Source organism: Phyllobacterium sp. LjRoot231, from assembly GCF_964253365.1.
GTDB lineage: Bacteria > Pseudomonadota > Alphaproteobacteria > Rhizobiales > Rhizobiaceae > Phyllobacterium.
The window spans coordinates 583,525-606,083 of sequence record NZ_CAXUQT020000001.1 but is presented as its reverse complement, the minus strand read 5'-3'; the positions used below and the strand labels follow the sequence as shown (position 1 = coordinate 606,083).

Here is a 22,559-nt window from a genome sequence, read left to right as displayed (position 1 = left end):
CCAAAATCGTGAGGGCTAGCTTTTTCACGCCAATTGAATTATGCTTATAATATAGAATTACGACAATAATGCAATAGCAGAAAGGAACAGCAGCCATGCGCTACGAAAAAGGCCGAAAGGACGCGTCACGCGGCCGGATCATGGAGGTCGCCGCCGACCGTTTTCGGAGTGATGGCATAGCTGCGTCCGGACTGGCAGCCATCATGGGCGACGCCGGACTGACGAACGGGGCCTTCTATCCCCACTTTCACTCCAAGGCGGAGCTTGTGCGTGAAAGCGTGGTGGCGACGATGGAGCTCCAGTCGCAGCAACTTGCGGAGGCACTGGCCTCGGGGGGCGTGGAGATGGCCATAGAGGCGTATCTGTCGGCCGAGCATCGGGACAATCCGGGAAAGGGCTGCGCGTCAGCCGCGCTGCTGCCGGAGATCGCCCGTCAGCCACCTGAAACGCGTGAAGTCTACACCGACCGCTTGCTTGCCCTGGCACACCAATTGGCGGAAGCGCTCCCGCAGGCCAGGAACCGGGAAAGCGTGGCGCTGGGTGTCTTTGCGACGCTCATCGGCGCGCTGCAACTGGCCCGCGCAGTGGAAGGGACGGAATTATCCGATCGCATGCTCGCGGCGGGCAAAGCTGCGGCGAGGGCGCTGATCCAGCCGCGTCAGGACGAAGTGGCGTCCTGACGTGTAGGGGGCGGACTGCCTGCCAGGGATAGGTCTGTTTTTGGGTCAGAACTTCCAGTTCAGGCTGTCCGCGGAACTTATAGCTGGTGGCAGTACTAACAACTCGTTGCCATTCCCCGGCACCATCCGGGGATGAATCTTGCCGGCCCAACCAGGGGCAGTTCCACATCTAGCCGAGACTCCTCTAGCGTAGTTCGTACCGGCGCAGGATTTCCTCGATTTGGGCGTCTTGCTCGTTGCTGGGCAGCAGGGCCGGCTGGCGGCTGGCGCCGACGGAGTTGTCCTGCAAATAAAGTGCGCGCTTGACCATGGCGGGCGCAAAGCCGAGCGCGTAGAGGTCCGTCCGGAAGGCCGCGAAGGTCGCCTGATTGCGTTTGGCTTCGGTAATGTCACCGGAGTTGAAAGCCTTCAGGATGCCAGCGAGCACATGGGGCATGGCATTGCCGAGGCCCGAAATACAGCCGGCCGCTCCGTTCTGTAGCGCCCAGAGCACCAGGTGGTCCGGGCCGGAATAGACTGCGAACCCATTGCTCTCCTTGGCGACCTGAAGGTAAGCTTCCAGCGTCTCCTTGGCCCCGCCCGAATCCTTAATGCCGGCGATGTTGCCGTGGTGGGCGAGGATTCGGGCGGTTTCCGGCTCGACATGGTTCTGCGTGCGCGCCGGGATGTCGTAGAGATAGACTGGGGTCTTCACCGCATCGGCGACGGTCGAGAAATGGCGAATGAGTCCGTCCTGCGTGCAAGCGATAAAGAAGGGTGTGATGACGGCGATGCCGTCGACGCCGATACGGTCAAACTCGCGGGCGAGCTTCAACGTTTCGAAGGTCGCCGGCATGCCGGCATTGACGATCACCTTGACGCGGCCACCGACCTCGTTGACCACCTCCTCCGTGAGGCGCACCTTCTCCTCGAAGGTCAGCGCGGTGAAATCGCCATTGGTGCCGGCGCACATGATGTTATTGCCCGCCTCGACTTGGCGGCGTACCTGGGCGCGCGTCGCCTGGTAGTTGATGGTTTCGTCCTCATTGAAGCACGTCACGAGGGCCACGAAGGCTTGTTTGGTCATGGGAGTCTTCCTCTAAATGGAGCGGCGCCTCAGGAGGCGCGTTGAAGGCGGGCGGCGCGATGGGCGGCCTGCACGTCGGGATCGGGATCGAGCCCTGCGGCAAGAAGGGCGCGGGTATAGTCTTCTTTCGGCGCTTCGAACACCTCGCGCACGGTGCCGAGCTCCACGATATTGGCCTTCTTCATAACCATAACGTGGTCGGCGAAGTCGCGCACGACCGGCAGGTCGTGGGCGATGAAGATGAAGGCGATGCCCATCTCCTTGCGCAGCTTGTCGAGTAGCGCGATGACCTGCGCCTGCACCGAGACGTCGAGCGCCGACACGGCCTCGTCGCAGATGATGAGCTGCGGCTCAAGGGCGAGCGCCCGGGCAATTGCGATGCGCTGACGCTGGCCGCCGGAGAACTGGTGCGGATAGCGGCCCATATGTTCAGGCCCCAGCCCGACCTGCATCAAGAGTTCCGCAACACGCTCGCGCCATTTTGCCTTGGGCAGGATGTCCGGATGGATGATCCAGGCCTCGGAAATCAGCTGATACACGGTCATGCGCGGATTGAGCGACTGGGTCGGATCCTGGAATACCATCTGCAAATCGCGGCGCAGCTTGTAGAGTTCGGCAGGCGACATGGTGAAAAGATCGCGGCCTTTCCAAAGCGCACTGCCACTATCGGGCTCTTCGAGGCGAAGCAGAATGCGCGCGAGTGTGGACTTGCCCGAGCCGCTCTCACCGACGACGGCTATCGTTTCTCCGGCCATGAGATCGAAGGAAACACCCTTCAGGGCCTCGAAGGTGCCGTAGCACTTGCGCACATCGCGAACGGAGAGAACTGGTTTGCTGCGGGCGAGGGGCTCATGCATCTCGCCCTTGCCGGGGGCGGCAGCGATCAGCTTCTTGGTATAGGGATGCTGCGGGTTCTTGTAGACCTCGCGGACCGTGCCGGCCTCGACCAGTTCGCCCTTCTCCATTACCACGACGCGGTCGGCAACCTCCGCGACTACGCCGAGATCGTGAGTGATGATCAGAACAGCCATGCCGGTCTCATGCTGCAACTCCTCGAGGAGCGCCAGGACTTCCGCCTGAACAGTCACATCAAGAGCCGTGGTCGGCTCATCGGCGATCAAAAGGTCGGGCCGCAAGGCGAGCGCCATGGCGATCATGACGCGCTGGCGCTGGCCGCCGGAAAACTCGTGCGGATACTTGTCAAGAGAGCGCTCGGGGTCGGGAATGCCGACGCGGGTCAGGAGGCGCAGGGTCTCGGCCCGGGCCTTGGCGGGTCCCGTTCCATGCGTGGTGAGCGCTTCGCGGATCTGCCAGCCGACTGTATAGACCGGATTGAGGTGGCTGAGCGGATCCTGGAATATCATGGCGATGCGGCGTCCGTTCACCTCGCGCCGCTGATGCGCCGGCATCTCCAGAAGATCGACGCCATCGAGCAGAATCTCGCCCGAGGTGATGCGCCCGGGCGGCATGTCGATCAGGTTCATGATCGCCGAGGAGGAGACCGACTTGCCGGAGCCGCTCTCGCCGAGGATCGCCAGCGTCTCGCCGCGATCTAGATGGTAGGAGATATTGCGAACGGCCTTTACCACGCCCATGGCGGTGTGGAATTCGACCGAGAGGTTGCGGACTTCGAGGAGATGGTCAGCCATTCTTGCGGCCCTTCATTTCGAGGCGCCAGCGCTGCACCGGATCGAGCGCGATGCGCAGCCAGTTCGACAGCAGGTTCAGCGACATGGTGGTCAGGATGATGGCGAGGCCGGGCCAGAAGGACAACCACCACGCATTGGTGAGGTACTGCCGTCCCTGCGAGATCATCAGACCCCAGGTGATTTCCGGCGGCTGGATTCCAATGCCGAGGAAGGAGAGCGCGCTTTCGGCGAGCATCACATATGCGAAATCCAGCGTGGCGAGCGTGGTCAGGGTCGGAAGCACGACCGGGAATATATGCCGGAAGAGGATGCGTTTGCTGGACGCCCCCATCACCCGCGCTGCCTGCACGAACATGCGCTCGCGGATTTCAAGCACTTCCGCACGCGTCGTCCGCAGATAGACCGGGATCCGCGTGATCGACAGGACGAGCATCAGGTTCAGGATCGACGGACCGAGGATGTAAAGCACGATCACGGCGATCAGCAGCGATGGGAAGGACATGATGACGTCCGCCAGCCGCATGATCACCTGGTTGACGCGCGGCGAGGAGAAGCCCGCAACAAGCCCAAGCATCGTACCGACGACCGCCGACAGGACAACGGCGCCAGCGGCGACCATCAGCGTGTTCTGCGTCGCGACGATGATGCGCGCAAGCAGCGGCCGGCCGAGCGCATCCGCCCCCATCCACCAGACCCAGCCGCGTTCCCAGTCGAAGGGTGCCGCGTTGCGGCCACGGAGGTTCTGCTTGGTCGCCAAATCGCCGAGCCAGCTCGGTCCGATGATGACGAGGATCAGGATGAACAGCAGGAAGATCGCGGCACACAGCGCGAACTTGTCGGCGAGCAGCATGCGGAGCATACGTGCCGCGAAACGCGGTTCCTCGGCAATGGCCGTTTCGGTGGTCTGCGAGGACATGGCAGCGCTCCTCAATGCCTGATCCGCGGATCGAGCAATGCATAGGAAAGGTCGATCAGCAGGTTCATGAGGAAGATCGCCAGCGCGGTGACAAGGATGGCGGCCAGCACGACGTTGAAGTCGCGTTGCAAGATGGAATCGATCATCAGTTTGCCGACGCCCGGGAAGCCGAAAATGGTTTCGACGATGACAGCACCGTTCAACAGGCTCGCCGCCTGGTCGCCGATCACCGTGATGACCGGCAGCATAGCGTTGCGTAGCGCATGGACGAAGATGATCGGCCCGGATTTGACGCCCTTGGCACGGGCCGTCTTCACATAGGCCGAGGAAAGGGCGCCGATCATCGACCCCCGCACCACCTGGACGATGATGCCGAACGGTCGGATGAACAGCACCGAGATCGGCAGGATCCAGTGCAGGAGGGAGCCCGTGCCCGAGGTCGGCAGCCATGCGAGATTGACGGAGAAGACGACGATTGCGACGACCGCCAGCCAGAAATCGGGAACCGAAGCGCCGACGAGCGAGATGACGGAAGACAGCCGGTCGAAGAAGCCGCCGGCGCGGAACGCAGCAAGGGAGCCAACCACGATGGCCGCACTGATGACCAGCGTCATGGTGATCACCGCGAGCCTCAAGGTCCAGACGAAGGCTTCGAGCACGACGTCGAGCGCCGGGCGCGCCTTTCGCAGGGATTCGCCGAAATCTCCGGTCGCGACGTCCCCGACATAACGCGTGAACTGCACCAGGAGGGGATCGTTCAGGCCGTGCAGTTCGCGGAACTGCGCCTTCATCTCCGCGGAGGCCTCGACCGGCAGGAACAAGGCGGCCGGATCACCCGTCAACCGCGAGAGGAAGAAGACCATGACGATCAGTCCGACGAGCGAGATCAAACTGGCCACGGCGCGTTTTCGAATGAAAGTCAGCATGGCGCCCTCCGGGGAAACCGGCGGCGAGATAATCCCACCGCCTTGACTGCTCTTGTGACTGGCAAATACCTCGTTCGCCAGAACGGTTTACTTGATCTTGATCTCCGAGAGCTGGAGCGTCGAGTTTGTCGCCATGGTCGGCTTGAAATCCAGCCGTTCAGAGACCCGCGAGAAACCGACCATGTGGAACAGCAAGACGTCGGCAACGACGTCGTCGTGCACATAGGCGATCAGTTCCGACCAGAGCTTGGCCCGCTCCGGCCCGACCGCGGCCGACGCGCGCTTGATCAGGTCGTCGACCTTCGGATCGGAGAAGCCGGACTGCGTACCGTCCGTCGCATATTTGAAGAACATCGAGAACGACGGATCACCCTTCGAGTTGTCATGCATGGCCGCGACGAGCTGCGGGCCGCGACCTTCCTTGAACGGCTTGGAATAGTACTGCTCGTGCTCGGCGACTTCGACGAACTTCAGTTCGACCGTGAAGCCGACTTCCTGGAGCTGCGCCTGGATGGCCTCCATAATCTCCGTGACGTTCGGGAAGTTTGCAGAACGGGCGATGATGGTGATCGGCGTGTTGACCTTCACGCCATCAGCCCTGGCTTCCTCGAGCAGCTTCTTCGCGCCTGCTGGATCGTACGGGAAGACCTTCACGTCGGGGTTCCAGCCGAACGTCGGCGGCGGCACGATCGCCGTGGCGAGCAGCGCGCTGTCCGGAACCAACGTGCCGAGGAAAGCCTGGCGGTCGATGGCAGTGTTCAGCGCGCGGCGAACGCGAACGTCGTTCAGCGGCTCGATATTGTGGTCGATGCGAAGGTAGACCGTTTCGCTGTCGAGATAGGAAAAGTCGGTCGTGGCATTGGTGGCATCGAGCTGCGAGATCGACGGCGAGAGATCCGCTTCGCCTGTCTGCACCATGGCGGCACGCACTGAGGGATCGGCGCGGAAGAGGTAGGTAGCTTCCGTCACTTCCGGCTTCGTACCCCAGTAATCGTCGCGGCTCGTCAGTACGATCTGCTGCCCCGGCGTCCAATTCGACAACTTGTAGGGACCCGTACCGACCGGTTCGCGCACGAATTCGAGCGACGTTTCTTCGGGCACGATGGTGACGAGGGACAGGAGGAGCGGCAGGATCGGCTGGACCGGATCGGCCTTGAAGTCGATCGTGTGGTCGTCGACGACGGTGGGGGTCACCGTCATACCGCCGAAGTAGCGGCGCGATTCACAGGCGTTCTTGTCGCTCATGACGCGATCGAAGCTGTGCTTGACATCCTTCGCGTCAAAGGTCGTGCCGTTGGAGAACTTGACGCCCTGGCGCAAATGGAAGCGCCAGCTGCCGTCGGCGTTCTGCTCCCACTTCTCGGCAAGGCGTGGCAAGACGCCATTGTCGCCGCGAACGTCGAGTTCCGTCAGTGTCTCGCTGACGTTCTGCATGATGACGCGGCCTATGTTCGAGCGCGTCGCCATGCAGGGTTCGAGCAGGTCCGCCTCCTCAGCCAGCACGATCTTGATCGGACCAGACCCGGCATAAGCGTGCGACAGGGCAGAGCCCAGCATGAGGGCACCTAAGACAAGCATTTTCTTCACGGCATTTCCTCCCTAATGAAATCTCGTTTAGCCAGACGTTGCTTTTCCGGATCGTTCGGTGATCAAAGCCCCACAACAGAGGAACCCGCCGCAACAGAGCGCGGTGAGGGCAATGTGTGGCAGCCATAAAATTCGACGGGTGAGACGACCGTGGCGGGAGCGCGAAAGACATGGCTCATGATGCCCATGCAGGCGGCTCCGACGACGCCCTGAAGCGCCACACGGCACATATCCTTCGATTCCGGCATGAAATTCCTCCTCCCGACACCATTTCCCGGTTGCCTAGACCATCTATCTTTTGAAGAAGTTTGTCAAATTAATTTCCTATGTAAATTCTTATGCGTTACGATATCCTAAAAGAAATATGGAAAATCAATGAGATAAAATCACGAAAGACGATAGAGGCCGCACTAAGTAACATTATAAAACTTGACAACTTTGGAGAATTTGTGATTTTAGGAGAATGTGAAGGAGGCGTCGATGAACCCCGAGGAAATAGCTCGCAATATGGATGGCCGGCTCGTGTCCGCTTCGCCCGGGCGCGAAGAAGCGCTGTTACCTTCGCCCATGATTCAGAACCATGCAGCATTTTTGCATCTGCTGCCCGATGGCGCGCTCACCTGCGCCTGGTTCGGCGGCACGCTCGAAGGCAAGTCGGATATCTCGATCTTTGCCTCCGTTTTCCCGAAGGGCGCATCGCAGTGGGGACCGCCGCAGCGGTTGAGTTTCGACGTTGCCCATTCCGAACAGAATCCTGTGCTCTTCACCGCACCGGATGGCAGGCTCTGGCTCTTCCACACCGCCCAGCCATCCGGCAATCAGGACGAATGTCGCATTCGCATGGCCGAAATCCAGCGCGACCCATCGGACCCATTGGCGCTGGCAGCCTCCGAAGGTCGCTATCTGGATTTGCCGCGTGGCTGCTTTGTCCGCGCTCCGCTGGTCGTGCGTGACGACGGGGCGTGGCTGCTGCCAATCTTCCGCTGCATCCAGCGCCCCGGTCAGAAATGGAACGGCAGCCACGACACGGCCGCCGTCGGCGTCTCGCTGAATCAGGGTGCGACGTGGCGGCTGGAAGATCTCGGCCAGTCGATCGGCTGCGTGCACATGTCGCCCGTTTCGCTTGGCGAAAGGCGCCTTGCCGCCTTCTTCCGCCGGCGGCAAGCGGATTGGGTCTATCGGGCGGAGAGTTTCGACGGTGGCCGGTCCTGGTCCGCACCCGAGGCGAGCGACGTGCCGAACAACAATTCATCCATCGCCGCCGTCCGTCTTGGTGACGGCCGCGTCGCGATGATCTGCAATCCCGTCAACGCGGCCCAGTCGACCGAGCGGCGTGCATCGCTCTATGACGAACTGGGCGAGGAGGACGGCCGCCCCAATGCGGACCCGATCGGCGGCTGCGTGCCGATTTGGGGGGTGCCGCGCGCGCCGGTCGCCCTCTGCCTGTCTGAGGACGGCGGCAAGACCTTTGCTACCCGCCTCCTGATCGAAGACGGCCCCGGCACATGCCTTTCCAACGACTCGACCGACGGCCGCAACAAGGAAAAGTCCTATCCATGGCTGCTGGAGGGACCGGACGGCACCATGCACCTTGCCTATACCTATCACCGGCGCGCCATCAAATATGTCCGCTTGGCTCCCGGCTGGGACAGCGCCGACGCACGGAGACTTTCATGAGCAACATCATCGGCATAACCATGGGTGACCCGTGCGGCGTCGGTCCCGAGATTTCGGTCCGCGCGCTTGCTGGCATGTCGCCCGAAGAGCGCGACACGATCCGCATCTACGGCAATCTCGCGACGCTCGAGGCGGCCCGCACGGCTCTCGGCATTGATGTCGATCTTGCGCCGTATGTCGTGGACCTACCAATCGAGGGCGCGCCGCTCGCCTGGGGGCAGTTGAGCCCGGTGGCCGGCGACGCCGCCTTCCGCTTCATTGAGAAGGCGGTGCGCGATACTGAAGCCGGCGTCCTCGGCTGCATCGTCACGGCGCCGATCAACAAAGAAGCGTTGAACCTCGCCGGCCATCACTATGACGGCCACACGGGCATGCTGCGCAGCCTCACCGGCTCTAACGCGGCCTATATGCTGCTCGCCTCCGAGCGGCTTAATGTCATTCATGTCTCCACCCATGTCTCGCTGCAGGAAGCGATCCGCCGCTCGACGACCGAGCGTGTGCTCGCGACCATCCGCGCCGGTGATGCGCATCTCAGGCGTATCGGTTACGCCACCCCGAAGATCGCAGTCGCCGGCATCAATCCGCACTGCGGCGAGAACGGCCTCTTCGGCACCGAGGACGACGACCAGATCGCGCCAGCGGTCAAGGCGGCGCGGGCAGAAGGCATCGATGTTTATGGTCCGATCTCCGCCGACACGGTGTTCTATCGCGCCTTTGCGGGCACCTTCGACCTCGTCGTCGCGCAGTATCACGACCAGGGGCACATCCCGGTCAAGCTCGTCGCCTTCGATACGGCCGTGAACGTTTCTGTGGACCTGCCGATCGACCGTACCTCCGTAGACCACGGCACGGCCTTCGACATTGCCGGCAAGGGCATCGCCGACCACAGCAACATGAACTCTGCAATAGCCTATGCCCGCAAGCTGGTGTCGGGCGCCGCCAAGCGAGGATGACGCCATGACCATCGCACCCATCACCCTTCATCAGCCTCGCCGACTCGCGGTCGGCGCGGGCACGGTCGGAGAGGTTGGCGCCTGGGCCGCCGACGCGACATCAATCCTCGTCATCGCGACACCGGTCACCACGGGCTTCGCCGATCGTCTGAAGCTCACCGGCCGCATCAGCGTGTTCGACGCGATCCCCGGCGAACCCGAAATCGGAACGCTGGATGCGGCGCTCGAAGCGGCACGCCAATGCAGGCCAGACTTGATCGTCGGTCTTGGTGGAGGTTCGGTTCTCGATGTCGCCAAGCTTGCGGCCGCGCTCTGGAACTCGCGGCAGACTCTTGCTGACGTCGCTGGGCCGAACCGGGTCGCTGGCCGCCGCACACGCCTCGTCCAGGTTGCCACAACCGCCGGCACCGGCTCGGAGGCAGGCATTCGCTCGCTGATCACCGATCCCGGCAAGGGTACGAAGATCGCGGTCGAAAGCCCGCATATGATCGCCGATTTTGCTGTGCTCGATCCGGAACTGACCTATTCCGTTCCGCCCGCCGTGACCGCGGCCACCGGCGTCGATGCCATGGCACATTGCGTGGAGGCCTTCACCAACCGCCGCGCCCATCCGATGATCGACGGCTTCGCCCGCATGGGGTTTAAACTTGTCGGCAAGTATCTTGCGCGCGCCGTCAAGGATGGCGCCGATACCGAGGCGCGCGAGGGACTGATGCTTGCCTCCTACTATGGCGGCATCTGCCTTGGTCCTGTGAACACCGCGGCCGGCCACGCCATCGCCTATCCGCTCGGCACGCGGCTTCTTCTGCCGCATGGTCTGGCAAACGCCATCATCTTTCCGCACGTCCTCGCCTTCAACCAGCCCGTTGCGGCAAACAAGACTGCTGAGGTCGCGCGAGCCCTGGGACTGGGAGAAAATCTTGCGGCCGCAGAATTGCTGGACGCCGCCCGCGACTTCTGCCGCAACCTTGGTATCGAAATGTCGCTTGCCGCTCATGGTGCGAAGGCGGGCGACCTGCCGCTCTATGCGAGCGAAGCCCATGCGAACCGCCGCCTGATGGACAACAATCCGATCGATATGAGCGTCGAGGAGGTCCTCGGCGTCTATCGGGCAGCCTTCTAGGTTTGCCTTGCGCCCACCGATCAGAAACCTCGGCAAAGCCGGGGTTTTGCATTTGGATGACTACTTGGTCGCCTGGAAAAGACGTTCACGCGAACCGGTGAGGTGATCGTACATAAGTTGTCGCGCCATCACCCCATTACGCGCGGCGATCGCTTCGGCAATCGCCTCGTGTTCGGCAAAGACCCGCGTCAGGCCGCTAATCTCGCGCTTGACCGAAGCGCCGTGAAAGCGCATGCCGACCGCGATGTGATCCTTGAGCGCTTCCATGGCGGTGAAGAAGTAGCGGTTCTGCGCGGCGCGCGCGATCGCTAGATGGAACTGGAAGTCGGCATCCTCGCGGTGTGATTGCCGGTTGGTGGCATCGCGCATCAGTTCGAGCGCCTGTCGGATGGCCGCGAGCGTCGCGGCATCGTGGCGCTCCGCCGCCGCCGCCGCCGCCGCCGGCTCGACGGTGAGTCGGAATTCGTAGCAGTTGAGGAGATCGGCGACGTTCTCGAGCTGGCCGAAGCCGAGCGGTTCGCGCATGCCGACGGCGCGAACGAAGCTGCCCGCACCGCGGCGCGAATAGATGAAACCCTGCTCGCGCAGCCGTCGCAGGGCCTCGCGGACGATCGGACGGGAGACCTCGAACTCGATCGCGAGATCGTGCTCGGTCGGTAAGCGCTCGTCGGGCCGATATGCGCCGGACTTGATGGCCCGATGCATCCGTTCAAAGACAAGATCGCTGAGGCTCTTGCGTGCTGTTCCGTTCTGCAATCCCATCTGTCATCCCGGCCTGTGGAGAGCTCTGTCCGCGATCTTTTCCAGTGTATCCGGTTGCCCGAATCCTCCGGATTTCGCGATGATGCAATGTCCTTGGGCGTGCGCCAAGCCCAGGCCCGGCAGGCACTCGCCGAGCAGCCGGAAACGCGTGATGCCCATCTTCATCAGCACCGCCTCTGCCGTGGCGCCGCCGCAAAGGACCAGCGTGCGTGCAGTTTGCGTTAGACCGGGAGACACGCTATCGGCAAGCGCCTGCGAAACCGCCTCGGACGTGACGAGCTCTTCCCCCGGAACGGCCTGGACGAGGATGAGCGTGCTGCCATCGGACCGGGTTTCGGCAAGACGGCCATTGGGGGCCGGCAGGTAGCTCGGATTGAAGGCGCTCCGAAAAGCATCAACCTGGGCGAGGGTGATCGGATCACGAGAACCGATGACAAATACGGCCGGGCCGCCCGGTATCTCGGCCACCTGCACGCTTGCCCCACCGCTCAGACGTTCGGCAAGCGCTTCGGCCAGACCGCGTGCGCCGACCAGAAGATCCACACCGCTCTCCTCCGCCTCGTGGAGCACCGCGCTCATCTCGCCTTGGGTGGACGTGTCCGGGATCGTGGCGCGCCGGGCGTGCCTTTCAAGCTTTTCGGCAACGGAAATCGCTTTTTCCACCCCGAAGCCCTGCACCGAGCCGGCTTTCACCACGCGACCGAAATCGGCGATCGCCGGCGCCACCAGTGCGGCGTGAAAGGGGATGACGTCAAGCTCGGCCGCGATATGCCCCTTGAGACGCGAGTCGATCTTTTTGAAAAGGCGTGTCCCGGCTGGCAAGGTCGCCAATGCGGCGGCCGTCACGCGCTGTGCAGCATCGGCGGTCAGTTCCCGCGAACCGAGATTGATCGATAGTACGGCCGGCTTCTCCTGGACGGCTTCTTCGATAGCATCAACTGTCAATACCACTTCAGCATGCATGCCCCTCGCCGCAAACGGCGCCGCGGTATCCAATGCGCCTGTGAGATCATCGGCAAGTATGGCCAGCATCGCAAGCTCCGAAGATTGTTGTTATCTTTATAACGCGATTTGACATTGAAATGTCAACGATCTTTTCAGCAATATGACAAATTCTCCTGCCTTCCGACCAGCGACGAGTGGGCCTTCGAAACCTGGCCGGCGGGTATTCCGGTCCAGATCCACTGCATAGACAACGACCCAAACTTCGTCGGTGAGGACGTAACGGTGCTGTTAGCACGAAGCGGGCTGCCCTCAGTGACAAGTTCCCGTTCTGTGCTTCGAAAATCGCATAATGCCTCCTCTGGAACCGCAGTTTAAGAATGCCGTATTCGGGGCTTCGTTGGTTCGAATCTTTTCAAGGCGTGGGGAGTCAAAGTGGGCCCTAGAGCAATCATTGAGCTAGTGCACTTGAGTGACCGAGATGAGGCCGGATCCGGACAGGCATCTTTCACGTCAGAAATGAGCTAAGCAACCGGTGCCCCATTTTTCTCAGCCGCGCCCATTAAAAGGTGTGCAGTTTGGTGATCTTCGAGAGGTTACCGACATGCAGGATCAGCGGATCGGTCGCGGCCGTGCCAACGGTCACTTCGCCACCATCCTTTTCGAGTGCGCATTCGACATTCTGAACTGCGAACGCGCCCTTTCGGCCCAAAACGATGCGATGCTCCTTCTGCCATGCCCAGCCCTCGGGCTTGATGAAAGCAATCCGCTCGGGGAGCGCCCAGTCGGCGCCGGGCGCCGGCGCCAGTTTCCGGTAGTCGACCTCACGACTATAGACGCCTCTGCGGTCGAGTTTTGAACGCAGCCGGACATGCATCGATATTCGGCCAAGCAGGCGGTTAGGCTCTTTGATCTCGACACAGAACGGGCATTCGAACTTCGCAGCGATCTCGGGCGACAGCTCAGTGCTCAGGCAATAGACAAAAATGTCGTCGGCCCGAACCGAAGCGCGGAACCGCCAGCCGGGCGGCATCTCAACGACATCGCCATCCTCCTTGGTGAGCACTAAGCCCTCTTCGGGTTCATAGCGCAGCTTGCCGTCGTCCGGGTCGCCGCGCACAAACTCGTCTTCGTAGGCGCGGAAGTAGCTCAAGGGGCGCGCGAAGATCTGGCCCCTGTCGATCAGCGCGCGGGCGTAAGCTTCCTCGGCAAGATACTTATAAAGCGGCATCGTAGCATCGCTGCAACTTCACACCACTGCGGGTGGTCGACCAGCCATCGATCGCAAGCGCCAGAACAAAGCTCATAATTTGATGAACCGCGGAGCGAGCCGCGCAACAAGCTCGGAGCCGCACTCGGAAAAGCCGAACAGGCTGAGGACCGGACAGGAAAGCTGGGCGACCACCTCATGCCAATTCGCGGCAAGGACCGGCACGTCCCAAGTGCCGATGGTGGTGCGTTGATCGGCACGCGCATGCCGAGCGGGGGACCAATAGGTATCCCCGAAATCATCGATCTCGCGCCCGGCCAAGCCGCGCCACGTGCATCGAAAGGCGACGCGGCTGCCGTCGTATCGCTCGGCCATAATCCGGGCGTGCGTCACCAGCTCGGCTGTTTCGCGAATCACCGTTTCAGGGCTGAGCCAAGTACCGGCCGGACGCCCCTTCCCCTCGACACTCCGTTGACGATCTTCGCGATAGGGGCGGATAATGGTTGCCCGGCCATCGACGGCGTAGCGCCAATAGTCCGGCAGGCTCATATCGAAGTCGCCGTCGCCGATGAGATTGCTCTCCAGCACGTCGACACCGCTACCATCGTCGAACTCGGGGTGCAGCGCGGCCGCGATCTCAGGCCGCGTGAAGGGGTAGAACATGCTCCATCCCGTCCAGACGGTCTGGCGGACGTCGCGGTTCACCTGTTCGAGAACATGCTGCAACTCGCGCGCCGGGATCGCGATGCCGGTACCGGACAGGATTATATAGCTCAACTGGCAATGATTGGCCCCGATATCGACCAGCCAGCGCAGCGCGGTCGCCTTCTCGACGATCGCTCGCCAGCGCGCCTCACTCTTATCATGCCAGGTCTTCAGCCGATCTTCTATTGCGGGCGCGGGTGGTTCGGAGCGGGGCTGAACGGCACGGGCGATATCCGCGAGCAGACTATCGCGATCGAAGAGAATGCAACGCCGGATCAACGGCTGCCAGTCCTCCATGCCCATCGCTGCTTCGCTCTTTGGACCGGGTTTACGGACATAATAGGTGCCGGCCCGGATCCCTTGCGGTTGGCCCCTCGGATCGTGTGGACCATCAGCCTTGGCGCCGATCGGGGTCGATCCGTGCGAGGGCACGCGCACGACCGGATAAATGAGGCCGGCGCTCGACTGAACGAGTTGGACATCGCACTGGAAGGCAGGCGTCAGATATCGGGTGACGACCCGGCCGAATGTGTCCCGGCTATATCCTGAAAGGTCCGTCGGCCGGTTAGGCGCGATGCTTTCGTCATCGCGAAAGCCGAAGACGAGATAGCCGCCGCCATGGTTGGCGAGCGCGGCGATATGCCTTGCGAGCTTGGCCTGCGCGACCTTATCACCAAGGTCGATCCAGTCTTTGAGTTCAATATCGAGCGTCTCGCGCGGATAGTCGACCAGGTCCGTCAGATCACTGCGCTCATCGGTGGTCTTCGCCATCGCCTTCCCATCCGGCACGACTAAAATCAGGTTAGTGCCATCGCTCCCCAACGTCATACATTCTTGGAGAGTTTCGCTCTAGTGGCAGCTTTTGGAAAAATGTTGCCTGACCTTGGAATGACCAAGTTGAGGGCGCAAAGCGGTCATTCGGATCGCCCATGTTCTCCTACGCACGATCGTAACGAGGTGGCCGCTGGTTCCCTTCCTCCAATTTTCGGCTTCAGCGAGAATGGACAGGTAGATCGGGGACGTAGATATCGCTGCCCCGGACCTTGCCGCCAATCATTGCGGATCTTGAGGCGTAGCTCGATGCCGAAAACAGCAAGATCCCGACGAACGCAGCAAGCGCGCGAGCGAACGTCACTACGGATATTCTGACCTGCATACGATCTGCCGTCGCGGCGATCGCACCGGCCGTGGCATCGGCCGGCTACTTATTGCCCTTCCTGAACGGTATCGCTCATATCGATGTCCTGAACCAAAGGTTCGGCAAGCACCGCGTGCTCGGCGGAACTGCGAAGATTCAATCAACATTCACCTCGAACGGAGCAATCCGCCAATTTTTACGATTGGCGGACGGCGGCACAATCAGGAAGTGCTAGACTCGCGCAGAACACCTCATGAGGCCCAGAATTATGCAGGTAACCCTGCCATCTTTCCGATCTCATCGGCCCACCACGCGGCCATTTTCAAGCGTTCGTCCCAATATATAGCACGGTGATAAGCCCGCCGGACTTCGTCTGCGCCCATATGGCCTAGTTCTGCTTCGATAGCGTCCGGGTTCCACAATCCGCTCTCGTTCAGCAGGCTGGAGGCGCTAGCGCGGAAACCATGGCCGGTCGCTTCATCTTGGGCGTAGCCGAGACGCCGCAAGGCGGCATTGATCGTGTTTTCGCTGATGGGTCGCTCCGCTGATCGCAGGGAGGGAAATGCGAGCCGGCGGTTGCCCGAGTGACCGCGCAACTCCTCCAACAATTCGATCGTCAGAGGAGCTAGCGGCTTTTTGTGCTCACGGCGCATCTTCGTCCGGGACGCCGGTATCGTCCAAACACCCTTTGCCAGATCGAATTCGCTCCATTCCGACAGGCGTAGTTCGCCGGGCCGTGAAAAAAGGAGGGCAAGCAGCTTGAGGGCGATCTGGGTTTCGATCGTCCCTGCATAAAACCAGATTGCTCTGATCAGCCTCTCAAACGCTGGGCGTTCCGTAACAGCGGCGCGATGGGTCGGTTTTGGTGTTATCAGTGCGCCCCTAAGTCCGCCGGTTGGATCATTCTGCGCCCGGGCCGTGGCAATCGCGAACCGGAACACTTGGCCGATGACAGCGCGGAGACGGCGAGCTGTTTCGTAGTTTCCATCGGCTTCGACTCTGCGCAACGGTCGAAGGATCTCGGCAGCGGTGATCTCCGTGATTGGCCGATTGCCAATGTCGCCGCGCGCAAGGCCAATGAGCCACCGCTTTTTGGCAACCGTGACCTCGGCCTTGCCCTCTCTCGTGGTCTTATCCAAGAATTCGTCCGAAAGTGCAGAAAATGTGATTGCTCGAAGATGACTTCGTTCAATCCTGTCGAGTTTCACTTTTTCGGAGGGATCTATGCCGCTGGCGAGCAATTTTTTTGCATCATCGCGCTTGGAACGTGCATCGGAAAGCGAGACAGCGGGATAGGCGCCAAAGGAAAGTAGCTTCTGCTTTCCGTCAAATCGGTATGGAAATCGCCAGAGTTTGCCGCCGGCTGGGGTGTGTAGCAAGTGGAGCCCGCCAGAGTCTGGGATTTTGCGGGGCTTCGTGGCTAGGCCTAAGGATCTGATTTTTTTGTCGTTTAGCGCCATTTGATGGTATCCAATTCTGTGCCGTAGACCCTAGAATCTCTAAGATACCATCAAGACTACCATCATTGGCGTTGGATACCAGCAACCCCACGCAGACGCAGGTAGACACCAGACAACAAAAAAGCCCGGAAAACCGGGCTTTTGTCTTATATCAGTACCGTACTGGACGGTGTGAAACGAGAATTTGGTGCCCAGAAGAGGACTCGAACCTCCACGCCTTGCGGCACACGGACCTGAACCGTGCGCGTCTACCAATTCCGCCATCTGGGCAGCGGGGTTCCATGTAAGGGGCGCTCTCGAGTCTGTCAATCCATTTGCCGGGGAATTCGTCAGCGATTTGTCAGCCCGCACTCGCCCGGCCGGTCAACCCTCCAGAATTTCCTTGGAAGCGACGGTCGAATCGGCGTTGAGCTTGTAGACGATCGGAACGCCAGTCGCGAGCTCCTGCGCGACGATCTCCTCGCCGGTCAGACCGTCGAGCGCCATGATCAGCGCGCGCAGCGAATTGCCATGCGCCACCACCAGCACATTTTCGCCGCGCAGCACGTGCGGTTGCACATCGTGCAGATAATAGGGCCAGACGCGTGCGCCGGTATCGCGCAGGCTCTCGCCGCCGGGCGGCGGGACGTCATAGGAACGGCGCCAGATATGCACCTGCTCCTCGCCCCATTTGGCGCGGGCATCGTCCTTGTTGAGACCCGACAGATCGCCGTAGTCGCGCTCGTTCAAGGCCTGATCGCGGATGGTTTCGAGGCCGGGCTGGCCGATCTCTTCGAGAATGTGATCGAGCGTCGCCTGCGCGCGGGAGAGAACGGACGTATAGGCGATGTCGAAATGCAGCCCCTTGGCCTTCAGCCGCGTTCCTGCGTCCATGGCTTCCTCATGGCCGAGCTCGGTCAGCGCGGGATCGCGCCAGCCGGTGAAAAGGTTCTTCAAATTCCATTCGCTCTGGCCATGGCGGACAAGGACGAGGGTTCCGGACATTGCAGTACTCCTGTTGACAGACTTATGGATTGAGGCCGAGCACGTCGAGCATGGAATAAAGGCCGGGTTTCCGGCCTCTGCCCCAGAGCGCCGCCTTGACGGCGCCGCGCGCGAATATTGTACGGTCTTCCGCCTGATGGGAAAGCGTGATGCGCTCGCCCTGGCCGGCAAGGATGACGGAATGATCGCCGACGACGGAGCCACCGCGCAACGAGGCAAAGCCGATCGTGCCGTTCTCACGTGCGCCGGTATGGCCGTCGCGCACCCGCACGCTATGTTGGCCGAGCCCGATCTCGCGACCGTCCGCGGCGGCTTCGCCGAGCAGCAATGCGGTGCCCGAAGGCGCATCGACCTTGTGCTTGTGGTGCATTTCCAGAATCTCGATATCGAAATCATCCGCGCCAAGCGCCCGCGCCGCCTGTTTGACGAGGACGGCGAGCAGATTGACGCCAAGGCTCATATTGCCGGATTTGATGACGACCGCATGACGGGCGGCAACACCGATCTTCGCATCGTCCGCACTTGTGCAGCCGGTGGTGCCGATAACGTGGACGATACGCGCCTGCGCGGCAAGCTCGGAAAATGCCACGGTCGCGGCAGGCGCAGTGAAATCGAGTACGCCCTCGACACCGGCAAAAGCGGCAGGCGCATCATCGGTGATGGGAACTCCAAGATTGCCGACGCCTGCAAGCTCGCCCGCATCGCGGCCGATGTGAGGCGAGCCGGCCCGTTCGATCGCACCGGCAAGTGTCGCGCCGGGGGTGGCGTGGATGACGCGGATCAGGGTCTGGCCCATGCGCCCCGCCGCGCCGACAACGGCAAGTTTCATTGGCGTCGTGGGCTGTTCCGCTGGGCTCATTCGGCTGGTCTCGCTATCGGAGTTGGCATTTCTTCGCTGTCATCGATGATGGGCGACTCTTCCTTGCCTTGCAACTGATAGAAGCGGGCATAGACCCCGTTGGGGCGGGCGAGCAGCGTCTCGTGCACGCCTTCCTCCACCACGCGTCCGGCTTCCATGACGACGATATGGTCGGCATTGACGATGGTCGAGAGGCGGTGGGCGATGACGATGGTCGTGCGCCCCTGCATCACGCGTTCCAGCGCCTGTTGGACGCGCTTTTCCGATTCATTGTCGAGTGCTGACGTTGCCTCGTCGAGAAGCAGGATCGATGCATTGCGGACGATGGCACGGGCAATGGAAAGCCGCTGGCGCTGGCCGCCGGAAAGCGTCACGCCGTTCTCGCCGACTTCCGTACCGTAGCTCTGCGGCTGCTGGCGGATGAATTCATCGGCATTGGCGAGCTTCGCCGCCTCGATGATCTCCTCATCGGTGGCGTCCGGACGGCCATAGCGGATATTGTCGGCGATCGTGCCTTCGAAGAGATAGGGCTGCTGTGAGACGTAGGCGATGGACTGGCGCAGCGAGCGCTTGCTGACATAGGCGATGTCCTGGCCGTCGATGAGAATGCGGCCGCCATCGATGTCATAGAAGCGCTGGACGAGGCCGATCAGCGTCGATTTGCCGGCGCCGGAAGCGCCAACGATGGCGGTGGTCTTGCCGGCTTCGGCCGTGAAGCTGATGCCGTGCAGGACCGGCGCACCATTGCCATAGCTGAAGCGGACATTGTCGAACTGAACTTCGCCACTCGGTATGGTGATCGGCACGGCGCCGATGCTGTCGGCCTGGCGCGGCTCGATATCGAGGATCTCGTAGATCATGCGCGCATTGACCAGCGAGCGTTCCAGCCCGACTTGCACACGCGCCAGTCGGCGCACGGGATCGTAGGCGAGGAGCACGGCTGTCATGAAACCGAACATCGCGCCGGGCGGCTCTGCATTATAAACTGCTCGGTAGCCCGTATAGATGATCATAGAGGCGATGGCGATGCCGGCAATGAGCTCGGTGATCGGTGTCATACGCTCCGAAACCCGCGCGATCTTGTTGGCGCGTTCCTCGGCCCGTTTGATCAGCGCGCTGATCTTGATGCGCAGCTGGTCTTCCATGGTGAAGGCCTTGACGATGGCGATGCCCTGCGTCGCTTCCTGCATGGCGCCGAGCAGATGCGAGTTCAGCGTCACCGATTCACGGTGGATGCTGCGCAGCCGCCTCGCCAGATAGCGCACCACCAGGACCAGCGGCGGACCGATAAGGAGGGCGATGAGCGACAGGAACGGATCGAGCAGGACCATGCTCACGACGAGCGCGATCAGCGTCGGTACGTCCTTGGCGATAGTGGTGACGACAATGTCGAGCAGTTCGCGGACACCGCCGACGTTCTGGTTGATGCGAGCGGCAAGTTGGCCGGAGCGGGTGTCGTGATAGAAGTCCAGGCCGAGCTTCATAAGATGATCAAAGACGCGGGCCTGGTAGCGCGCAACGATGTTATTACCGATTCTCGCCATGGTTACTGACTGGACATACGTCGCGACGCCGCGAATGACGAAGGCGCCAAGAATACCCAGACTGATCGGCAGGATCAGATCCTCCCGACGTTCATAATAGATCTTGTTGATCACATCCTTGAAGATATAGGCAACGAAAGCCGTGGTGCAGGCGACGGCCAGCATGGCGACGATGGCAATGGCATAGGAGGATCGGTGATCACGGACATTTTCGCCCAGAACCCTGCCGATGACACGCTTCGCCTCGGATGGATCGATCTTCTTTTTCCTGGTCTGTTCGCTCATTACAGGCGGCAACTCGCTGGTACTGAAATCCGGCAAAGGCATTGCCCTTGCCGCTTGATCAGTCCCTATAGCGTTATTGAACCGGCTTGCCTATCGGTTTTGGTCATGGTTTCGAAGGGAGTCCGGGAGTGTTGCTCTCATGCCCGCTCCGGATTTAGTCACGGCGCCAGCGGCGTCCTTCGGTGGACACGCCGAAACGGGTCGGCGTGCGCGAGAAGGCGGAAAGGCCGCTCAACGCCGCCAGCGGATGGGTAATGATATAGACGGGCGTCTCGCGCAGGATTTCACCATGCGGCGCCTTGTCTTCGAAAGCCTGGCGGAAAGACGGGTCCTTCAGCGGCTCGACGATCTTCTGGACGATGCCGCCGGCGAGATAGACGCCGCCGCGTGCCATGAAGGTCAGGGCGAAATCACCCGCAAGGCGGCCGAGATAGGTCACGAACAGCGCCAGCGTTTCCTTGGCTTCAGGCGATACACCGGAAAGGCCGGCAGCGGTGATATCGGCGGGCGTCAGTAGCGTGGCCTCCGTACCATTCACCTTGCAGATGGCGCGATAGATGTTCTGCAGGCCACGGCCGCAAAGCAGCTGTTCGCCGGAAATGCGGCCCTCGATATGTTCGAGATGCGGAAAGATTTCGAGATCCCGGGCAGTGCGCGGACCCATATCCACATGACCGCCTTCACCGGGGACAGGCACCCAGCTGTTGCGTGCGCGGACCATGCCGGCAACACCAAGGCCGGTGCCGGGTCCAAGCACGGCGCGGCTGCCATGCGGGTCACCTGCGCCGCCGCCAAGTTTTTCGAGATGCTTGGGCTCAAGCGAGACGACGGCGAGCGCCTGCGCTTCAAAATCGTTGAGCACGGTAATGTCGCGGAGGCCGAGCGTATCCATCATCTGGTGCGGTTTGACTACCCAGGCGCAATTGGTGAGATCGATTTCGTCGCCTTCAACCGGTCCGGCGATGGCCAGCACCGCCGAGCGCGGCTGGATCGACGTATGGTCGAGAATGGCGTTCTGGATCGCCTCGTCGATGGTCGGATAATCCGCGGTCTGCAAAACCGGAAATTCCTTCGGGTCCGCATAGGCGTCGACCAGAATGGCGAAACGCGCATTGGTGCCGCCGATATCACCAACCAGGATCGGAAACTTCATGATGTGGTCGGTATCTGCCTGTGTCACCATTATTTCTTCCCTAATGTACTTTCAACCGCGTCATCGCGCAGCAAACCTCTTTTTTGCACCAGAACCTCGGCGGTCGCCCGGTTCAAGGCCATCGGAATATCGTAGACGCTTCCGAGCCGCATCAGCGCCTTGACGTCGACATCATGCGGCATGGGAGACATCGGGTCGACAAAGAAAATCAACCCATCGATCTTCCCCTCGGCAATCAATGCCCCGATCTGCTGGTCGCCGCCGAGCGGCCCGCTCTTGACACGCGTGATCGTCAGCGAGGGGCAGGCATCCTGGACAAGGCCTCCCGTCGTACCCGTCGCCACAATATTACATGGGGCCAGCAGGCGTTCATAGGTGCGCGCAAACGCCACCATGTCGTCCTTTTTCTGGTCATGGGCAATCAGCGCGAGGCGAAATGGCTGTGTCATGAAAACTCTGTTTCGGGTTCCAACCCTAAATCGATTGAAACCGTATACTCAATTCATGTCAGCATGAAAAGGCCGGAGGTAGTTCGAAGTTGAAATATCTGGCGCGTGTGAACAATCAATGCTTTTGCAGATGCAGAGCCGCAAGAACTGCAGCCACGCCGATGATTGGGACCAGCAGCGATAAGTAGTTATATATAGTCATTATCTCATCTCACTCAGGTGCCTTATTGCATAATAATGTAGGACAACCCCAAGGGCAAGGCAAACGGCTGCCGACAGTGCCATGAAAAGAAAAACATCACCTTTCATGGCCGGGTCGTAGGCCGCACGAGTGATTGGCGTGAACACGCCAATCAACACCACCCCGATTGCCAGCCCATTGATGAAGTTGGCCCGAAGTTTGATTTTTTCCTTCTCTACTCCGGTCATGAACTGCTGACAAAGACTGTTTCAAGCATAGAGTTCAAGCAGCACTCAGATGAAACTGAAAA

At 61.0% G+C, this 22,559-nt stretch carries 22 protein-coding genes and 1 tRNA gene; 5 read left to right on the top strand and 18 right to left on the bottom strand.

The features are described from left to right. The first annotated feature begins 95 nt into the window (after positions 1-95). Positions 96-680: a TetR/AcrR family transcriptional regulator gene (locus tag ACSQ3H_RS02890; protein WP_436115650.1), complete on the top strand. Its 585-nt coding sequence runs from the start codon at positions 96-98 to the stop codon at positions 678-680. 184 nt (positions 681-864) lie between these two features. Here ACSQ3H_RS02890 and ACSQ3H_RS02885 read toward each other — a convergent pair whose 3' ends face one another. The 6 genes from ACSQ3H_RS02885 to ACSQ3H_RS02860 all read right to left on the bottom strand — a co-directional run bounded on the left by ACSQ3H_RS02885 (position 865) and on the right by ACSQ3H_RS02860 (position 7,072). Then, positions 865-1,746, bottom strand: a complete 882-nt coding sequence (locus ACSQ3H_RS02885) for a dihydrodipicolinate synthase family protein (protein WP_436115649.1) — start codon at positions 1,744-1,746, stop codon at positions 865-867. Positions 1,747-1,775: 29 nt separating this feature from the next. Further along, on the bottom strand, positions 1,776-3,395 hold the full coding sequence (locus ACSQ3H_RS02880) for an ABC transporter ATP-binding protein (protein ID WP_436115648.1): 1,620 nt from the start codon (positions 3,393-3,395) through the stop codon (positions 1,776-1,778). Beyond that, a complete protein-coding gene (locus tag ACSQ3H_RS02875; protein ID WP_436115647.1) occupies positions 3,388-4,311 on the bottom strand; it encodes an ABC transporter permease in 924 nt (307 codons plus the stop codon). The genes ACSQ3H_RS02880 and ACSQ3H_RS02875 overlap by 8 nt, the downstream gene beginning before the upstream one ends. An 11-nt stretch (positions 4,312-4,322) precedes the next feature. Then, complete coding sequence (locus ACSQ3H_RS02870; protein WP_436115646.1) at positions 4,323-5,237, bottom strand: ABC transporter permease; 915 nt, start codon at positions 5,235-5,237, stop codon at positions 4,323-4,325. Between the two features lie 87 nt (positions 5,238-5,324). Further along, positions 5,325-6,815, bottom strand: coding sequence for an ABC transporter substrate-binding protein (locus ACSQ3H_RS02865; RefSeq protein ID WP_436119329.1), 1,491 nt, complete (start codon positions 6,813-6,815; stop codon positions 5,325-5,327). A 71-nt stretch (positions 6,816-6,886) separates the two neighbouring features. Further along, a complete protein-coding gene (locus tag ACSQ3H_RS02860; protein WP_436115645.1) occupies positions 6,887-7,072 on the bottom strand; it encodes a hypothetical protein in 186 nt (61 codons plus the stop codon). 232 nt (positions 7,073-7,304) lie between these two features. On the opposite strand from ACSQ3H_RS02860, the gene ACSQ3H_RS02855 reads away from it, so the two are divergent. Genes ACSQ3H_RS02855 through ACSQ3H_RS02845 form a run of 3 tightly spaced genes read left to right on the top strand, consistent with a single transcriptional unit; the run spans position 7,305 to position 10,577 of the window. Next, the gene (locus tag ACSQ3H_RS02855; RefSeq protein WP_436115644.1) at positions 7,305-8,501 is read left to right on the top strand and encodes a sialidase family protein; all 1,197 of its coding nucleotides are present in this window, start codon (positions 7,305-7,307) and stop codon (positions 8,499-8,501) included. After that, complete coding sequence (gene pdxA, locus ACSQ3H_RS02850) at positions 8,498-9,454, top strand: 4-hydroxythreonine-4-phosphate dehydrogenase PdxA (RefSeq protein WP_436115643.1); 957 nt, start codon at positions 8,498-8,500, stop codon at positions 9,452-9,454. The genes ACSQ3H_RS02855 and pdxA overlap by 4 nt, the downstream gene beginning before the upstream one ends. A gap of 4 nt (positions 9,455-9,458) precedes the next feature. After that, a complete protein-coding gene (locus ACSQ3H_RS02845; RefSeq protein WP_436115642.1) occupies positions 9,459-10,577 on the top strand; it encodes an iron-containing alcohol dehydrogenase in 1,119 nt (372 codons plus the stop codon). A 60-nt stretch (positions 10,578-10,637) separates the two neighbouring features. Here the strand turns inward: ACSQ3H_RS02845 and ACSQ3H_RS02840 are convergent, their stop codons facing one another. The 4 genes from ACSQ3H_RS02840 to ACSQ3H_RS02825 all read right to left on the bottom strand — a co-directional run bounded on the left by ACSQ3H_RS02840 (position 10,638) and on the right by ACSQ3H_RS02825 (position 14,967). Further along, positions 10,638-11,339: a FadR/GntR family transcriptional regulator gene (locus tag ACSQ3H_RS02840; protein ID WP_436115641.1), complete on the bottom strand. Its 702-nt coding sequence runs from the start codon at positions 11,337-11,339 to the stop codon at positions 10,638-10,640. Positions 11,340-11,342: 3 nt separating this feature from the next. Next, positions 11,343-12,371: a four-carbon acid sugar kinase family protein gene (locus tag ACSQ3H_RS02835; protein ID WP_436115640.1), complete on the bottom strand. Its 1,029-nt coding sequence runs from the start codon at positions 12,369-12,371 to the stop codon at positions 11,343-11,345. A gap of 472 nt (positions 12,372-12,843) precedes the next feature. Beyond that, positions 12,844-13,512 carry a hypothetical protein gene (locus ACSQ3H_RS02830; protein ID WP_436115639.1) on the bottom strand — a complete coding sequence of 223 codons (669 nt, stop codon included), beginning with the start codon at positions 13,510-13,512 and terminating at the stop codon, positions 12,844-12,846. A gap of 72 nt (positions 13,513-13,584) precedes the next feature. Further along, positions 13,585-14,967 carry an AlbA family DNA-binding domain-containing protein gene (locus ACSQ3H_RS02825; protein ID WP_436115638.1) on the bottom strand — a complete coding sequence of 461 codons (1,383 nt, stop codon included), beginning with the start codon at positions 14,965-14,967 and terminating at the stop codon, positions 13,585-13,587. 416 nt (positions 14,968-15,383) lie between these two features. On the opposite strand from ACSQ3H_RS02825, the gene ACSQ3H_RS02820 reads away from it, so the two are divergent. Next, the gene (locus ACSQ3H_RS02820) at positions 15,384-15,569 is read left to right on the top strand and encodes a 2-dehydropantoate 2-reductase N-terminal domain-containing protein (protein WP_436115637.1); all 186 of its coding nucleotides are present in this window, start codon (positions 15,384-15,386) and stop codon (positions 15,567-15,569) included. Positions 15,570-15,600: 31 nt separating this feature from the next. Here ACSQ3H_RS02820 and ACSQ3H_RS02815 read toward each other — a convergent pair whose 3' ends face one another. The 8 genes from ACSQ3H_RS02815 to ACSQ3H_RS02780 all read right to left on the bottom strand — a co-directional run bounded on the left by ACSQ3H_RS02815 (position 15,601) and on the right by ACSQ3H_RS02780 (position 22,497). After that, positions 15,601-16,794, bottom strand: a complete 1,194-nt coding sequence (locus ACSQ3H_RS02815) for a tyrosine-type recombinase/integrase (RefSeq protein ID WP_436115636.1) — start codon at positions 16,792-16,794, stop codon at positions 15,601-15,603. 185 nt (positions 16,795-16,979) lie between these two features. Further along, positions 16,980-17,064: transfer RNA gene (locus ACSQ3H_RS02810), tRNA-Leu, on the bottom strand. Between the two features lie 93 nt (positions 17,065-17,157). Further along, positions 17,158-17,778, bottom strand: a complete 621-nt coding sequence (locus tag ACSQ3H_RS02805; protein ID WP_436115635.1) for a 2,3-bisphosphoglycerate-dependent phosphoglycerate mutase — start codon at positions 17,776-17,778, stop codon at positions 17,158-17,160. A gap of 22 nt (positions 17,779-17,800) precedes the next feature. Beyond that, complete coding sequence (dapB, locus tag ACSQ3H_RS02800) at positions 17,801-18,637, bottom strand: 4-hydroxy-tetrahydrodipicolinate reductase (RefSeq protein WP_436115634.1); 837 nt, start codon at positions 18,635-18,637, stop codon at positions 17,801-17,803. After that, positions 18,634-20,466 (bottom strand): ABC transporter ATP-binding protein, encoded by a 1,833-nt coding sequence (locus tag ACSQ3H_RS02795; RefSeq protein ID WP_436115633.1) that lies wholly within the window; start codon positions 20,464-20,466, stop codon positions 18,634-18,636. Before ACSQ3H_RS02795 ends, dapB begins: the two co-directional genes overlap by 4 nt. A 154-nt stretch (positions 20,467-20,620) precedes the next feature. Next, entirely contained in the window at positions 20,621-21,649 is a 1,029-nt protein-coding gene (locus ACSQ3H_RS02790; RefSeq protein ID WP_436115632.1) for a glucokinase, read from the bottom strand. Next, a complete protein-coding gene (locus ACSQ3H_RS02785; protein WP_436115631.1) occupies positions 21,649-22,068 on the bottom strand; it encodes a methylglyoxal synthase in 420 nt (139 codons plus the stop codon). The genes ACSQ3H_RS02790 and ACSQ3H_RS02785 overlap by 1 nt, the downstream gene beginning before the upstream one ends. 201 nt (positions 22,069-22,269) lie before the next feature. Beyond that, entirely contained in the window at positions 22,270-22,497 is a 228-nt protein-coding gene (locus ACSQ3H_RS02780) for a hypothetical protein (protein ID WP_436115630.1), read from the bottom strand. Positions 22,498-22,559: the final 62 nt, after the last annotated feature.